This is a genomic window from Stappia sp. MMSF_3263 (assembly GCF_030733745.1).
Lineage (GTDB): Bacteria > Pseudomonadota > Alphaproteobacteria > Rhizobiales > Stappiaceae > Stappia.
In genome coordinates, this window is sequence record NZ_JASHIK010000015.1 from 1 (window position 1) to 15,893 (window position 15,893).

The following is a 15,893-nucleotide window of genomic DNA, read 5'->3' on the forward strand; positions in this document are numbered from 1 at the left end:
AGCTTCCCGATCCCGGGACATCGCGGATCGAGCAGATCCGCTTCGCCGACGGCTCGATCATCGGCTTCGACACATTTGCTGCTCTGGCGAGCGGAGGCGCTCCGGTCGCCGATTGGACCGGGACCTCAGCCAGTGAGAACTATTGGCTGCAAGCCTCGGAGTTTGTCGCCGATGGCGGGCAGGGGGACGACGATCTGGTCGGCAATGACGGAGATTCTGTCTTCTTATGGCGCAAGGGCGATGGCAACGATCTCTTCGGCGAACGCGGCGGCTTCGACGAGGTTCATCTGCTCGATGTCAATGCCGACGATGTCGTGTTCGGAATCTCTCCCGATTGGGAGAGCCACATCACCGTAACGATTGTGTCGACGGGCGAAGTGATCACGCTCACCGATCAGCTTCCCGATCCCGGGACATCGCGGATCGAGCAGATCCGCTTCGCCGACGGCTCGATCATCGGCTTCGACACATTTTCGGGTCTGGCGAGCGGAGGCGCTCCGGTCGCTGATTGGACCGGGACCTCAGCCAGTGAGAACTATTGGCTGCAAGCCTCGGAATTTGTCGCCGATGGCGGGCAGGGGGATGACGACCTGGTCGGCAATGACGGGGATTCCATCTTCCTGTGGCGCAAGGGCGATGGCAACGACCTCTTCGGCGAACGCGGCGGCTTCGATGAAGTTCACCTGCTCGATGTCAATGCCGATGATGTCAGCATCGGCACCTCTGCGGATTTCGACACCCATGTCACCTTGACCATTGGGGCGACAGGTGAAGTCATTACCTTGACCGACCAGTTGGCATCGGCCGCAACCAGTCAAGTTGAACAGATCCGCTTTGCGGACGGCTCGACTTGGCAGTTTGCCAACCTGACTGCGGCTGTCCTGGCAGCACAGCAAACATCAGCTGATGACACCATCCTTGGATATGAAGGTCATGCAGATACGTTTGTCTTTGCAGAGACCGGGTTCGGGCATGACCGGATCGTTGGCTTCGAGGGTGGTGCCGGCACTGGCGACGTTATCGAGTTGAGCGCTTCGACCTTCGCCGACCATGCGGCCCTTTGGGCCGCCATGAGCGATGACGGGACGGATACGACACTCACGCTCGATGGGGCCAACAGCCTCACTCTGGCAGGGGTGACCATGTCCGCCCTGCATCAGGACGATTTCCAGTTCGTGTGATTGGGGCGGGGAGGCAAGCCGGTCTCGGTCAGATGAGCAATACGATGCTTGGCCGGCCGGCAGCCTTGCGCTCCGCCAGTCACTGCGCCAAGCGGATCCCAGCCTTGCTGCCGAACGGCAGGATGCGGCCTGCGAACAGCGATTGTGACCCCCTCAAGGCCCGCAAACCAGGCGTCGAGGGCTTCGCGCTTCCTGCCGTTCGGCCCCCGCGGTCACAGGCGACGGCAATCTGGACTGGTCGCGTCCAGCCTGATCTGAGCTGCTGAGCAGAAGGTGTGAACTGGATGCCGGCGGCTGATCGTCGGCCGGCTCATATTTCCATGCCGATCCCGCGACTGCGGCCGAAACCCCATTCGATGCTGCCAGCCGCGCGAATATGGGCGCTGACCATCTGGCCGATGCGCTGTTCCAGCACCGGCTGCCACGGAACGAGACGCAACTGGTGCCCATTGTCGAGCATGGCATAGCGGCCGCTGGCAAGATTGGCGGCACCGACAAGCTTTGCCTGAACCCGATCGCCGATGCGTGCCGCCACGAACATGCGCTGCCGGGCCTTCGCCATCTCACGGCCAACCCGCGCAAGTTCCTGCCGTTCGAGCCTGCCCTGCATGTGGGACGGGAAGGTGACCCGGCCGCTTGTCGCGTCGCGGTCGGCAATCCCCATCTCGATCAGCTTACGCGCACGCGTGTTCAGGGCTGTGCCGACCTCCCTCCCGAACCCGCTTGGCGCAAGCGGGATCTTGTCGCTGGCGGTGAGCTCGCGGTCGAGCCAGGTGGCTCCGTCGCTGCCGATCTGTTCGTCGAGATCGAGCGTGGAAACCACGCGAAGGGAGAAATCCTTGCTCCGGTTGCGAGCGTCATGGGCGATACCGCGCTCGATGAGGTCTGTTGGCACCTTCCATCGGTCGGCGTCGAGGCGCTCGACGATCCCGGCCCGGCGCAGGGCTTCGAGCCGGCGCATATGTGAGCGAACGACGGCGTGCGGGTCCTTGCCCTGATTCAGGGACGCCTCGCGGATCGCTTCCAGGTGGCGGCTCGGCTGGTAGATGCCGTGCGCACCGGCTAGATCGCGGATGTTGGTATCGGCCGGCCTTGGCTCGTTCTCGGGCCGTACCGGCTCCAGGGCGACAATATGGCCCTTGCCGATGTTGTCGAGCTTTGCGGGCTCGGCCACCTCCAGGTGGTGAACGTGACCATCGACCGCATCGATGATCACATGCAGCCGTTCGCTCATCTCGTCGCCGGCCAGGCCCTTGGCCAGGACGCGACCGACAATGGGCTTCTTGATGTTCTGCCCGTGTATCTCGTAGCTGCTGGATGGCCTTTCTGCCGCCAGGTTGTGGGCCTCCAGCGCGCGGTGCATGGTCTTGATGATGTCGCCGCGCAGAGCGAGGTCTTGCAGCGTCTTCTCGGCCGTGCCGGAGAGTGACCACCGGCCGGCGTCGATCTGGTGGGCGAGGGCCATGCGCTCCAGCTTGCGCACACGGTCGATGAGCAGATGGCGGTTGCTGCGGATCGTGTCGCTCCCGTTGGTCCCGGCATTGAGGTCGACCAGGCCGTGCTGCCGCTGCTCGGCAATCAGCATTCGGTCAAGCCGCGTCAGTCTGTCGGCGTCGATTTCCCTGGCCAGCTTCTCGGCGACCTCCCGCTCGCTCTGTGGTCCAAGTTCGAGCGTCAGCCGTTCCGATGCCCGGTGGCGGATGCCATAGGCGATGTAGTCGCCCGCAATGTTCAGGATCTTGCCGTCGTCGGTGACGCCGCGGATCAGAATATGGGTATGCGGGTGGCCCGTGTTGTGATGATCCACAGCCACCCAGTCGAGTCGCGTGTCGAGATCACCCTCCATTTGCCACAGCACATCGCGGGTAAAGCCGCGCAGATCGTCAATCTCCGTGGCCTCTTCCGGTGCCACGATGAAGCGGAACTGATGGCGGTCATTGCGACCGCGCTCCAGGAAGGTCTTGCCATCGGCTTCATCCAGATAGGCACAGTAGACGCGGCCCTTGTCACCGTCTCTGGTGACGCCGTCGCGCTCAAGATAGCGCAGATGCGCATCCACAGCCGTGGCACTGGTCACGGAGGTGCCACGGCTTGAGCCACCGCGCTGCATATTGAGCTTCACCACGCGGGCTTTCACGATAACCCGCCGAGCACGATAGTGCAGGCCGCCTTCATGGCGCTGCCAGCCACCACCTTCCTTGGGCAATGAGGCTGCCAATTTGGCGCCGCGGCCACGGGCGTTGAAGCGGCCGCCGGTTTTCCTGGACGACCGCACACTCCGGCGCGGATCGCTGCCCGATTTGCGCATCGTCAACTCCACCTCGCGGCGGAAGGAATTTACATCCCTCTCGGCGCCACTCTGCCGGTCGCCTGGTGGTCCCGGTTGGATGCGGAAGAGATCATCGAAATCGTCTGCCATGAGGCCCGACATGGGCAAGCACCCCGGTGGTTCAAGGTTCCAGGCCGCATCGATCGCAGATGGGCGCATATGAAGGCTGGGAGAGCGTAAGAGGGATTGGCAGAGCAGCCGGCCCGGCGCCATTGGAACTCCTGGCGAACCGCATCTGGCTGCAACGCCACCTGTTCCCGGCCACTCCCTGGAAAACACCACTAGAAATTCAGAAAAATGAAACAGAAACAGGTTTCTGCGTTTCTCGCTTTTGCGCAGGCCGCGCTGCGCTTTATCTTGCCAGATACGACATTTGTGAGCTCAGACAAGCTGTTGTGAACCGGGTCGTTTGAGCGGCCACATCGCCGTTGCTGATGCCCAAAACTCCCGCGTGAATCTGCCTGACACGCAAGTGGCAAGATCGCAGCAATGGGTGGAACCGGGTTTGGCGCGAGCACAGCTCTGGTCGCTGATGCAATCAAGGATTTGGTCATATTGGAGTGGCAGCCTTGCCGTGTGGTTGCTGGCGGCAAATGCAGGCAAGGCAGGACGATGGGTAAGCTGTACCAGTTTGATCGACGCCGTCATCCCAAACGGCAGCTGGGGCCCGCGCGCCGACCTTTTCGGCTGGTCTGGTCCCCGACACTCCTGCTGGCAGGGATGAGCTTCGTTGGCCTGGCATTCTTTGCGGCGACCCATTGGTTCATGCAGACGCAGTTCCAGCGGGAGCTTCAGGGTAGCCCCCGCGTCATTGACGGCGACACTTTGGCAATTGGCAATCACCGTTTGCGTCTTCACGGCATCGATGCCCCGGAAGCTGCGCAGACCTGCAGGGACTCGCAGGATCGAGCCTATCGATGCGGAACAGTGTCGGCCACGGGATTGTTGCTGTTCACCGGACAAACTGCGCAGCTGCGGTGTGTGCTTGTCGATCGAGACCGTTATGGACGGCATGTGGCGCGGTGTTACCGCAAGGACGGTGCCAGCGTCTCCGCCTGGCTGGTCCGAAACGGCCATGCCTTGGCCTGGCTGCGCTATGGTGGTTGGCGCTATATGCCAGAGCAGGTGTTGGCATGGTGGTATCGGGAGGGGCTCTGGCGGGGGACGTTCGAGGATCCGTCGAGATGGCGCCGGAGATGATCTTCATACAGGCCGCAAGACCGCCAGTACCTGGTATAATTGACAGGTAGTCGATGCCGCATGATCACTCGCCCTGGCTGCGTCGCGCCGGCGCAGTCACTGCGATCACGTGGTGAGCCGGATCCTGGTACGGCGCGGCGGATCACACAGGACGCATAAGCATCAGTGGTGGCCTTGAGCATCAAGCAGGCGGGCCGAACAGGCCAGACTATCAAGTGCTTTGCGTCAGAACGTGGCTGGCTACGGCAAACATCTCATGCAGTTCGAAATTCCTGGCAGGATTTTGCAGTCCAATGGTCACGTCAGGACCGATCCAGGTGCTGGCTCGATGAACCCGAGCTACGCAAACACTTGGCTCTGAACCGATTGACTTTACGGGCAACAGGCGGAGGCGGCCCCGGGCAGAACAAAAAGAGTGGGGCCAAGATGTGACCCCACTCAAAAGCGTGCCTGGCGGACAATCGAGAGTATGCTGTTTCACGACATGAAATCAAGGGCGTACACAAACAGGATTGGCGTGAGCCGGAGAACTTTGCCAAGGGTTGCCTTGGCGACCTGCAAAGGCACGACACACACTGAGCTGCACCGCTTGCGTTGCTGGCTGCATCTTGCATGTCTGAACAGGTCCAGCCTTGCTCCGTCAGGCGTCAGGGTCCTCTCACGCCGAAAGCCGAAGGTTGCGGCAATGGACGAGATCGGTTTCCCAGTTGCGTATCAGATTTACAACCGTGATCTGCGGGGCTTCGGTTGATGGCGGATCCGCACTGGTTAAAGCTCTCGTGATTGTTCAAAGTGCCCCCGCCCGCCCTGCAATAGGACGATTTCCAGTTTGTCTGACGGGCGAAAATGAGGATCGAGAGGCCATCGCGGCCATATTCGCTGCCAATCTGTTCAAAGGCCCCGGTTTCCCGCAACCGGCGTTGAACGCGTTCATTCGGGCGTGGTGGACAGAACACAGGATTTGGCCAAGTGATCAGTCGGCGGCCGGGGAAACTGCGGGGAAAGCGGTGGCGGCATTGCCATTGGAGAGGGGCTGGTGCTTCAGTGGACTGAACGTGTGTGGCAGGCGATACGCGCGCATTTTCAGCGCTTCGCTGCGAGGTCAGTGGATGAAGCACGCCTGTGCAGACGGGATTTGACAGAGCCATGTCGTTTGGAGTTCACCTTCTTGTGTCTGGACCATATGCCTGTTTCACCAGGCCTGAGATGAAGGTTGAGCGCGTTTCCTATGACGTGATGACGCCGTCGGCGGCGCGCGGAATCCTCGAAGCAGTTCATTGGAAACCGGCAATCCGCTGGATCATTGACGAGATTCGGGTGCTGAAACCCGTTCGGTTTCAGTCCTTGCGCCGCAATGAGGTCGGGGCCAAGGTGCCGGCAGGCAGGATCAGGTCTGCGATGAGAACCGGCGCGATCGGTGATCTGGTGCTGGTGGCTGATGAAAACCGGCAATTGCGCACGTCCACCATTCTTTGCGATGTCGCCTATGTCATATCCGCGCATTTCGAGCTGACCGCAAAGGCGGATGCGCATGAAACTTTGGCCAAGCATCTGGATATCTTCACGCGGCGCGCGCGCAAGGGGCAATGCTTTCATCAGCCATGTCTGGGGACGCGTGAATTCGTTGCTGATTTCCGGCTGATCGAGCCGGACGAGCGGGTTCCGCAAGGCATTTCGGAGAGCCGTGACCTCGGGTTCATGCTTTGGGGCATCGATCATGTGGCGCAGGGGGCGAGCCTGTTCTTTCGGGCAAGGCTGGAAAATGGCGTTGTTCGGGTGCCGCAGCCAGGCGCGCCGGAGATCCTGCGATGACGGTTCTTTCCTCGCTCGTACATGCCTATGAGCACATGCTTGAACGTGGTGAGGTGCCACCCTTTGGCTACAGTCAGGAAAAGATCGGTTATCTTGTCGCACTGACACGCGAGGGGCGGCCGGCGATCGACCCTGTCGACCTGCGGCAACGTGACGGCAGCAGGGTGTTGGCACGGGTCATGACGGTGCCGCAACCGGAAAAGCGGACATCGGGCATTGCTCCCAACTACCTCTGGGACAAGGCGGCCTATGCCCTTGGCGTGACCACCGGTTCGGCCGGCAGGGCGGCCAAGGCGCATAGCGCCTTCATCGAACGGCATGCCAGCTTGCTTGCCGGTGCGGAGGATCCCGGGCTTGTCGCATTGCGCCTGTTTCTTGACTGGTGGCGCCCGCAGCGGTTCAAGGAGCTGGGTTGGCCTGAGGAGATGAGGGACCAGAACATCGTCTTCGCGCTTGAAGAAGAGCGCCTCACTGAGGTGTGTCTGCACGACCGGCCGGCCGCACGACATGTCTGGGCGCAGGTTCACATACGTGAGCCGCGCGCGCAGGCCCTGTGTCTGGTCACCGGCCAGAGAGGACCAGTGGCGCGTTTGCATCCGCTCATAAAGGGGGTTTGGGGGGCTCAGTCCTCGGGGGCTTCCATCGTTTCCTTCAATCTTGACGCCTCGACCTCCTATGGCAACGCGCAAGGGGACAATGCACCTGTGAGTGAGGCAGCTGCATTCGCCTATGTTGCGGCACTCAACCGACTTCTTGAACGCGACAGTGGGCGTTGCCTGCAAATCGGCGATATGTCGACAGTGTTCTGGGCACGTGGCTGCGATACACGGCGCGCGGAACAGCTCTTCCTGGGCCTGTTTGCCGATACGGGGGAGGGGGCGGGCGAGACGATGGGCGAGACACCACGAGGGGGCACGCGCCCGGCGTCTATCCGCTCGACACACGAGCTTGCCAGGTTGCGCGCAAGTTTCCCGCAGCAACTGCGTTTTCATATCCTTGGGCTCTCGCCCAACGCTGCCCGGATTTCGCTCCGCTTTCATGTCGAGGACGATTTTTTCGCTCTGATCGAGCGGTGCATACGGCATCTGGAAAGATTGCGTGTCGAGCCTCCCGCCAAGGATCCGATGCCGCCCCTGTGGCGGCTTCTGCTCGAGACCGCAGTCTTGCGCAAGTCGGAAAACATCTGTCCAAATCTTGCAGGAGAATGGATGCGGGCTATTGTCACGGACGCGCCCTATCCGCGGATCTTGATGACCAGGGTGTTCGAGCGACTGCGTGCTGACGGGGATGTGAACGCTCTGCGGGTGGGCATTCTCAAGTCCGTATTGATCCGCAATTTCGAGGACGCATTGACGGGAGAAGTACCTGTGTCACTGGACGAGACTTGCCGTGAACCGGGCTATGTGCTGGGTCGCCTCTTTGCGGTCTATGAACGGCTGCAGACGGCAGCGTTCGGGCGCAATCTCAACGCCAGCATCAGGGAGCGATACTATGGTACGGCTTCGTCCCAGCCACGCAGAATCTTCCCTTTGCTTGACAAGATGTCGGTGCCGCATCTGATCCGGGTTGGCAATCAGAACCCTGCCCATCGGGCCGTCCTGGAGCGTATGATCGGCGGTATTTGGGAGGCCATGGTCCCCGGGGAGGACCCTTTCCCCGAATATCTTGCCGACCAGCAGCAGGCCTTTTTTGCCCTGGGCTATTACCATCAGCGCAGTGCGCTGTTCCAAAAGAATGACAAGGCGGGCACGCAACGGCTTGCTGGGGAGGAGCTGGCATGACAGCTGTCTCCAATCGCTATGACATCGTCTTCCTGTTCGACGTGGTGAATGGCAATCCGAACGGCGACCCTGATGCTGGCAATCTTCCGCGTATGGACCCGCAGACCAATATAGGTCTTGTCTCCGATGTCAGTTTGAAACGTAAGATACGCAACTTCACCGAGCTGGCACGTGGTGACGAGCCGGGGTACCGGATCTACGTGCAGGATGGCTCGATCCTCAACGAGCAGCACCGTGAGGCGTACCGGGCCGTGCGAGGCGACAGTGACAGGCTGGGCAGAGAGGCAAGGCTCAATCCACAGTCGGATGAGGAGGCGCGGGCGCTTGTGGCGTTCATGTGCGAGAATTTCTTTGATGTGCGCGCGTTCGGCGCGGTCATGAGCACTGGCATCAATGCAGGCCAGGTGCGCGGCCCGGTCCAGGTCGCATTTGCCCGCTCGGTCGAACCGATCCTGCCATTGGAAATCTCCGTGACCCGAATGGCGGCGACCGCGGGCAAGGACAAGGATGGTGGCGGGCGGGCGCAGGAGGAGCGGACGGAAAACCGGACGATGGGGCGCAAACATATCGTGCCTTACGGGCTTTACCGGGCGCATGTGTTCATCAATGCCAAGCTAGCTGAAAAGACAGGCTTTTCGGATGCGGATCTGACCCATCTTTTCCTGGCGTTGAAGATGATGTTCGAGCATGACCGCTCGGCTGTTCGCGGAGAAATGTCGACGCGCCGAGTTCTGGCTTTTCGGCATGCCAATGCGCTTGGCAATGCACCGGCCCATGTCCTGTTCGATCGCGTGAAGGTTGCCAGGGCTGTGGACGGGCAGGTCCTCCCCCTTGAGGACAAGCGGCTCGAGAGCATCCGGCCGGCGCGTGCCTATTCCGATTACGCGATCACTGTCGAGAGTGACAGGATGCCGGCTGGCGTGGAGATGCTTGAGCTGGTCTAGGATCAGGATCTGTTGAATTGGCGGAAGGCGAGGAGCAAGGCCGCCGATGGACGTCTGCCGCCTTTCCAAGGCTCGCGCGGCTGAGGCCTGTTCAAAGTCGCCCGATCCGAAGGGCGTTCGATCTAACAGCGATCTATGGAGTCAATGTTCCTGGCCGGGGGAGCACCCCGCTCTGCGCGCTCTTTCTGGCATTTCTTGTCATGTCAATTTCGTCATAATCGCAGGTCCTGGCCCGGGGACGCCACCACTTGGCACGCCACCGCCTGTTGCGGGCGTGATCGACTTTCCGATCGGCGGTCAGGAGCCCCTTGCAGGTGTCGATCTGCCGGTTTTTCTGATCCTGTTGGCATGCTAGGTTGCAGCCTCGCCTTTTTGGGAAGGCGCGGATCGAAATGACGTTGAGAAAATCCAGGTGCTGCTGTTGCCTGTCGCCTTTCGTATGGCGTGCTGATCAAGACCCGCGGGCCTGTCTCGAGCTCGCCGGTTCAACCGATCAAAGCGGTGTTGGAAGGCGCGGATTGAAACCCCAAGTCGAGAAGCAAAGTGACAGATCCTCAGGCCGCAGCTGGGTGCAGTTGCGGTCTGAGGCTGGAGTTCTTCTCCTGCATGCGGCCCTGCGAGGCAGAGCATGGTCTGCCTGGCCCTATGCTCCGGTCCCCGCTGCCCATAGCAGGCGGTTCCCCGATGATTGCCGGTGCGTCCCACATGGGCCTGCCGGTCCACCGGTGTCAGGGCTTCTGGTGCAATTTCCCGCGAGCGAACAAAGCGGTCGAACAGAATCCGACCCAGCCGTCCGGCAGGCTGTCGTTGAACACACCTGGCAGGCCCTCGAAAAGGCCAGCCTCGAAACTGGATAGGCCGGGTTTGAGCGGTAGGCGAAGCAGAGAAATCTCCAGGCCGTGCGTACCCCTCCGGTGAGGGCCGCCTTGCGATCTGAGGGCGAACGTCGGAAGTCCTAGGGATAATCCTAGGAGTAGCCCTATGACGATACCGCGGGTGGAAGTGATCACATCGGTCGAGAGACGCCGTCGCTGGTCGCATGAGGAGAAGGAGCGCCTGGTCGCGGCGTCGTTCGAGCCTGGGGTGTCGGCCTCGGAGGTCGCGCGATCGGCCGGCATTCACGTCAGCCAGCTCTTCCGATGGCGCAAGGAGCTTTGCGATCGGGTCGATGGCGGTTCATCGCAATTGGTCCCCGTCGAGATTGTTCCTGCTGCTGCCATGCCGCCCGCCGTTGAGGCGCCGGCGCCATCGGCGCCTCCTGGCCGAGGTCGCCGCAAGAACGGCATCATCGAGATCGAGCTTGGCGGCGGACGCCGTGTCCGCGTCGATCGCGATGTGGATGCCGAGGCGCTGCGGCGCGTTCTGGACGCGCTCGGTTCCCGATGATCCCGGTTCCGAGCGGAGTGCGGGTGTGGTTGGCGACCGGCCACACCGACATGCGAAAGGGCTTTCCTGGCCTGGCGCTGGTGGTGCAGGAGACGCTGAAGCGTGATCCGTACAATGGTCACCTGTTCGTCTTCCGCGGCCGCCGCGGCGATCTGATCAAGGTTCTGTGGCACGACGGCCAGGGCGCCTGCCTGTTCTCCAAGCGGCTCGAGCGCGGGCGCTTCCTGTGGCCATCACCGGCCGACGGGGTTGTAACGATCACGCCTGCGCAGCTCGGCTATCTGCTCGAAGGCATCGACTGGCGCATGCCGCAGAAGACCTGGAGGCCGACTGCATCGGGCTGATGTTTTTTTGCTTGCGCCTGGCGGCGGATGTGATTCCATCGCTTGGTGTCTGCCGCTGAATCGCTCCCTTCCGACCTTGCCGCCGCCCACGCGATGATCCTCGCGGAGCGCGCCGCGCGCATTGAGGCTGAGGCGCTTGCTGCTCGCGCGACGGCAGTCCATTCCAGCGCGGATGCGATGATTACGCGGCTGAAGCTGGAGATCGAGAAGCTCAGGCGCGAGCTCTATGGCGCCCGCTCGGAGCGCAAGGCACGGCTGCTCGATCAGCTCGAGATGCAGTTGGAGGATCTGGAGGCGAACGCCACCGAGGACGAATTGGCAGCGGAAGCTGCCGCCCTCCAGACGCAGACGGTTCGCTCGTTCGAGCGCAGGCGTCCATCACGCAAGCCATTCCCCGAACATCTGCCGCGCGAGCGTGTCGTCATCGTCGCGCCGGAGAATTGCCCCTGCTGTGGATCGACAAAGCTGTCGAAGCTCGGCGAGGACATCACCGAAACCCTCGAGGTGATCCCGCGCCAGTGGAAGGTCATCCAGACCGTGCGTGAGAAGTTCTCATGCCGGCAGTGCGAGACGATCACCCAGCCACCGGCACCATTCCACGTCACCCCGCGCGGCTTCGCTGGTCCCAACCTGCTTGCCATGGTGCTGTTCGAGAAGTTCGGCCAGCATCAGCCGTTGAACCGCCAGAGCGAGCGCTATGCCCGGGAAGGCATTGATCTCAGCCTGTCCACCCTGGCCGATCAGGTCGGCGCGTGCGCGGCCGTCTTGCGGCCGCTTCATGCTCTGATCGAGCAGCATGTGCTGGCCGCGGACCGGCTTCATGGCGACGACACCACAGTGCCCATTCTGGCCAAGGGCAAGACGACCACTGGCCGAGCCTGGGTCTATGTCCGCGATGATCGCCCCTTTGGAGGACCAGCTCCGCCGGCGGCCTTGTTCCACGCATCACGTGACCGCTCCGGCGATCATCCCGAGCGGCATCTGAAGCAGTTCACCGGGATCCTGCAGGCCGATGCCTATGCCGGCTACAACAGGCTGTATCATCCCGACCGCAAGCCGGGACCCGTGACGGAGGCGCTCTGCTGGAGCCATGCACGGCGCAAGTTCTTCGTGCTTGCCGACATCGCTGCCAATGCGCGTCGGGGAAAAACCGCGCCGCCGATCTCACCGATCGCCTTCGAGGCCGTCAAACGCATTGATCTGCTATTCGACATTGAGCGCGACATCAACGGACTGCCCACGGAGGAGCGCCTCGCCATCAGGTCGGAGCGGAGCGCGCCGCTGGTCGCCGAGTTGGAAGAGTGGATACGTGACGAGCGGGCCAAGCTGTCGCGTCACGCGCCCACCGCACAGGCTATAGACTACATGCTCAGGCGCTGGGAGGGGTTCAGCCGTTTCCTCGCAGACGGGCGCATCTGCCTGACCAACAATGCTGCCGAGCGGGCGCTGCGCGGTCTCGCCCTCGGCAGAAAGTCCTGGCTCTTCGCCGGCTCCGAACGAGGTGCCGAGCGTGCGGCCGTCATGTATACCCTCATCGGCACGGCAAAGCTCAACGATGTCGACCCACAAGCGTGGCTCGCAGACGTGCTCGCTCGCATCGCCGACACGCCGCAAAGCCAGTTGACCAATCTCCTGCCGTGGAACTGGAAGGCGCAATCTGCAAGACTGGCGGCATGAGCCACGCCGATCGCATCGCCTGCATCAGGATCCAGCTCGATGACTGGCAGCCCGCCCTCTGGCGGCGCGCCGAGGTGCCGCTGACGACAACGCTCAAGGCCTTGCACGACGTCATCCAGGCGGCCATGCCGTTTGACGATTATCACCTGTTCGAGTTCCGCGCCGACGGAAAGCGCTACGCCATCCCCGATCCCGAATGGGATAGTCTGCGCGACAAAACCTACTCGGCAAAGACGATGCGGCTGGGAACGCTGGTCGATCGCGGCATCACGCAACTGGCCTACACCTACGACTTCGGTGACGATTGGCGGCACACGATCACAATCGAGGCAATCGCCGACGCCGATCCCGCAGCCGAGTATCCCCGCTACATCGACGGCGCCGGCCGCGCCCCACCCGAAGATGTCGGTGGCATTCCCGGCTTCGAATTGTTCCTCGATGCCATCGCCGATCCCAAGCACGAGCAGCATCGTGAACTCAAACGCTGGCACGGGCGTCCGTTCGATCCCGCACATGCCGCTGAAGACGAAATCCAATCCCGGATGAAAAAACTCGCCAGACGCCGCGCTCTCGGCAGGGCCGGCTTCGAGAAAAGCCGCAGACAGGCACGCTGACGATCCGAGGCGGCCGCGGTCCTCACCGGAGGCTTACGGCCGTGCGCCCTGATCCCTGAAAACTGGATCGTTCGAAAGTGGAGTTTTCCGCGGTAACATCTCCTGGCTGGGAGGAGCGGAAGACGAGGATCGCTACAGCGCCATACCGGCGCGGACGGCATCATACGACGCCGGGCTAAGGGGCATCCACCGCATCAGTTCAAAGAACATAGCCGTGAAGACGCGTCTCGCAGACAGCGAGCTTTGGCTTTCAGATATTGGGAGTTGATTGTCGATTGAGGGGATGTTTACGCCATGATTGCGGCGCGTGCCTGCGCGAAAACGTCCTTGAGCCCTTTGGAGTTGTCGTCTAGCCCGTCCAGGCAATAGGCATTCAGGAATTGCCGCCCGGCAAATAGCGTTCGGTCGGTTGGGCTCAAATCGGCCTCGGCGCAGCTATCAGGCCAGCGTTTCGCGATAGTCTTTATTTGTTTTTCAATGATTGAAGCTGCTTGGCTTTCGCTCAGGTGATAGTCGGGTGCTGCGGCAAGACAGGTTGCCAGCGTGCTAAAGCGGGCGTCTCCTTTGACCAGCATGGCTTGCGACGCCTCATTGCCGGTGCGGCCTTGCGGGCAAATGTCATAGGCAGGCGTCAGGCTCAGCATCTCACCATCCCAGAATGCGGCATGGTTCCGTGCATGATCGTCCGTGTTGCCGCAAAGGATATTGAAGCAAATCCTGCCATACAGCTCTTTCATCGTGTCCTTGGGATCGGCAAAACGGTGGCGTATGATTTCGGCCAGTTCCTCATATGAGGCGTAGCGCGCCATCATTTCATCAAGGCCGAGCATGGTCAGTGCCGATACCATGGCGCGGCGTGTCCAGCCGCTATTCGATTTGATGCGGTCGAAACGCTCAATAAGCAGCACGTCTTTGTGTGCAGCACGGGTTAGGGACACAGGTGCGACGTTCAGTCCGGACTGCTCTGCCAGCCGCATGGCGATGAATTCGGCTTTCACGACGCTGTAGAGGTCGTTGCTCGCTGAGAACTTGGCAATGAATTTCTTTTCGCCATCTTCAATCATGGCTTTGGGGCGGGCGCCGCCGATGGAGGTGCCGTGGTTTAAAGCTTGTTCCAGTGTGGGGGTAAGTGGGAGCCCTTTTTCGATACGCTCCGCAGCGGCTTGCATTTCATCCAGCGAAGCTTCTGCTGCTAGACGTGGTATGTATTCCGTTGCCGATGCTTGAAAATCAAGCGCGCCGATGCGGTCCGAGCCGGATTGCAGCAGGAACGTAAGTTCATTGATATTTGGGATGTCATCGGAATCTGGCTTCTTGCCGGTGAGCCTGTTTATGATGACACGCCGCCCCCAGGCATCGGGCGAGCCATCGCGAATGCAGTTTGCCATTGAAAGCCCGTTTGACGGCTCTATCAGACCCGCTCGGAGCGGTAATTCCGGCTCGTAAATCGGTATGGCGTTCTTGCGATTGCGGTAACTTGCACCATAGGTGAAGAACAGTCGGTCTCGGTCTTTTGTGAGGCGACCAGCGACAACGGGTTCCGTTTCATCGGGAAGCCAAATCCATACAAAGGCTTCGTTCGGTTCTTTGAAATCAGAAGTCATCATCGATCTTCCGTTTAGCAGGGCGGACACTTTGCGGGATCAATGCCAGCTTTTCCTTTAGCCGTGCATCGTGCATCGAGAGCAATCGGCTGTCGGGCTCGAACAAATGGACACCGACAAGAGCAGCGACCTCGAAAACGCTTCCGATCTCAGGGCCGGGGGCACCTTTTTCGATATTGTAGAGGGTGGTGCGGCTAATTCCTGCGCGGTCGGCCAACTCTTGTGCTGTCATGCCCCGTTCCGTCCGCCCAATACGGATCAGCTTGCCGAGGATCGACAAGGCATGGCGTGTCACACGTGAGTAGCTTCTTTTGCGCTTCATCGTTCGGGTTTCTCGTATCCGTTTTAATGAACGTGAGATCGCTTCATGTCCATTTCGCTGAACATTATGGCACAAACTCATGTGTTTGTCAAATGAATGTCCATTAAAGTGGACATTAGATACTTAGTGTACAGTTATATGGACGTGGCTGGCTTGAGGTGGCTTTAATGAACCGGCATCTCCGATGATCGCTTGCCCTTCCGTAGAACAGAAAAATCCGTCCGACCGGCGGCAAATGCCAGGTGGACGCCTCGAAGAACCTCCCCATTCCGACCGCTTCATGATTCACTGTCGTGGTGATTTGGGCGGAAGCGATGGATGCGGGGACAGGCCGGGTTCTGGGACATCGACGAGCGCTATGTTCGGCTGAGCGAGGCCGGCGATCCGCTCGAGAAGCTGAACACGATGGTGCCGTGGGAGGTTTTCCGCAAGCCGTTGGCGAAGGCGCTGAAGCGCTCCGATCGCGCCAAGGGCGGGCGGCCGCCCTACGATGCTGTGATGATGTTCAAGATCATGATCCTGCAGGCGCTCTACAGCCTGTCGGACGACCAGGCCGAGTTCCAGGTTCAGGATCGGCTGTCCTTCATGCGCTTTCTGGGCTTGGGACTGGGTGACAAGGTGCCGGACGCCAAGACGATCTGGCTGTTCCGCGAGCAGCTCACGCAGGCCCGCGCGAAGATACTTCTTCACGGTCGTGTA

Annotated in this window: 12 protein-coding genes and 1 pseudogene; 10 read left to right on the forward strand and 3 right to left on the reverse strand. The window is 61.0% G+C overall.

Annotated elements, in window-relative coordinates; translation table 11 throughout:
• The coding region (locus tag RBB46_RS15995; RefSeq protein WP_306030027.1) for a calcium-binding protein at positions 1-1,181 on the forward strand (1,181 nt) is incomplete at its 5' end.
• A gap of 310 nt (positions 1,182-1,491) precedes the next feature.
• On the opposite strand, the gene RBB46_RS16000 is transcribed toward RBB46_RS15995, so the two are convergent.
• The gene (locus tag RBB46_RS16000; RefSeq protein WP_306030028.1) at positions 1,492-3,612 is read right to left on the reverse strand and encodes a DUF3363 domain-containing protein; all 2,121 of its coding nucleotides are present in this window, start codon (positions 3,610-3,612) and stop codon (positions 1,492-1,494) included.
• Between the two features lie 510 nt (positions 3,613-4,122).
• On the opposite strand from RBB46_RS16000, the gene RBB46_RS16005 reads away from it, so the two are divergent.
• From RBB46_RS16005 to RBB46_RS16040, 8 genes are all read left to right on the forward strand, one after another.
• Positions 4,123-4,710 carry a thermonuclease family protein gene (locus RBB46_RS16005; protein WP_306030029.1) on the forward strand — a complete coding sequence of 196 codons (588 nt, stop codon included), beginning with the start codon at positions 4,123-4,125 and terminating at the stop codon, positions 4,708-4,710.
• A 1,146-nt stretch (positions 4,711-5,856) separates the two neighbouring features.
• Positions 5,857-6,522 (forward strand): type I-C CRISPR-associated protein Cas5c, encoded by a 666-nt coding sequence (cas5c, locus tag RBB46_RS16010; protein ID WP_306030030.1) that lies wholly within the window; start codon positions 5,857-5,859, stop codon positions 6,520-6,522.
• Complete coding sequence (gene cas8c / locus RBB46_RS16015; RefSeq protein ID WP_306030031.1) at positions 6,519-8,303, forward strand: type I-C CRISPR-associated protein Cas8c/Csd1; 1,785 nt, start codon at positions 6,519-6,521, stop codon at positions 8,301-8,303. Before cas5c ends, cas8c begins: the two co-directional genes overlap by 4 nt.
• Positions 8,300-9,247 carry a type I-C CRISPR-associated protein Cas7/Csd2 gene (gene cas7c / locus RBB46_RS16020; RefSeq protein ID WP_306030032.1) on the forward strand — a complete coding sequence of 316 codons (948 nt, stop codon included), beginning with the start codon at positions 8,300-8,302 and terminating at the stop codon, positions 9,245-9,247. Before cas8c ends, cas7c begins: the two co-directional genes overlap by 4 nt.
• Positions 9,248-10,228: 981 nt before the next feature.
• A complete protein-coding gene (locus RBB46_RS16025; RefSeq protein ID WP_306030033.1) occupies positions 10,229-10,633 on the forward strand; it encodes a transposase in 405 nt (134 codons plus the stop codon).
• Positions 10,630-10,977, forward strand: coding sequence for an IS66 family insertion sequence element accessory protein TnpB (gene tnpB, locus RBB46_RS16030; RefSeq protein ID WP_306030034.1), 348 nt, complete (start codon positions 10,630-10,632; stop codon positions 10,975-10,977). Before RBB46_RS16025 ends, tnpB begins: the two co-directional genes overlap by 4 nt.
• A 93-nt stretch (positions 10,978-11,070) precedes the next feature.
• Positions 11,071-12,654, forward strand: coding sequence for an IS66 family transposase (locus RBB46_RS16035; protein WP_306030110.1), 1,584 nt, complete (start codon positions 11,071-11,073; stop codon positions 12,652-12,654).
• The gene (locus tag RBB46_RS16040; protein ID WP_306030035.1) at positions 12,651-13,268 is read left to right on the forward strand and encodes a plasmid pRiA4b ORF-3 family protein; all 618 of its coding nucleotides are present in this window, start codon (positions 12,651-12,653) and stop codon (positions 13,266-13,268) included. Before RBB46_RS16035 ends, RBB46_RS16040 begins: the two co-directional genes overlap by 4 nt.
• A gap of 287 nt (positions 13,269-13,555) precedes the next feature.
• On the opposite strand, the gene RBB46_RS16045 is transcribed toward RBB46_RS16040, so the two are convergent.
• Positions 13,556-14,872: a type II toxin-antitoxin system HipA family toxin gene (locus tag RBB46_RS16045; protein WP_306030111.1), complete on the reverse strand. Its 1,317-nt coding sequence runs from the start codon at positions 14,870-14,872 to the stop codon at positions 13,556-13,558.
• Positions 14,862-15,146: a helix-turn-helix transcriptional regulator gene (locus RBB46_RS16050; RefSeq protein ID WP_306030112.1), complete on the reverse strand. Its 285-nt coding sequence runs from the start codon at positions 15,144-15,146 to the stop codon at positions 14,862-14,864. Before RBB46_RS16050 ends, RBB46_RS16045 begins: the two co-directional genes overlap by 11 nt.
• A gap of 366 nt (positions 15,147-15,512) precedes the next feature.
• On the opposite strand from RBB46_RS16050, the pseudogene RBB46_RS16055 reads away from it, so the two are divergent.
• A pseudogene (locus RBB46_RS16055) lies at positions 15,513-15,875 on the forward strand (transposase); the annotation flags it as partial.
• Positions 15,876-15,893 lie beyond the last annotated feature (18 nt).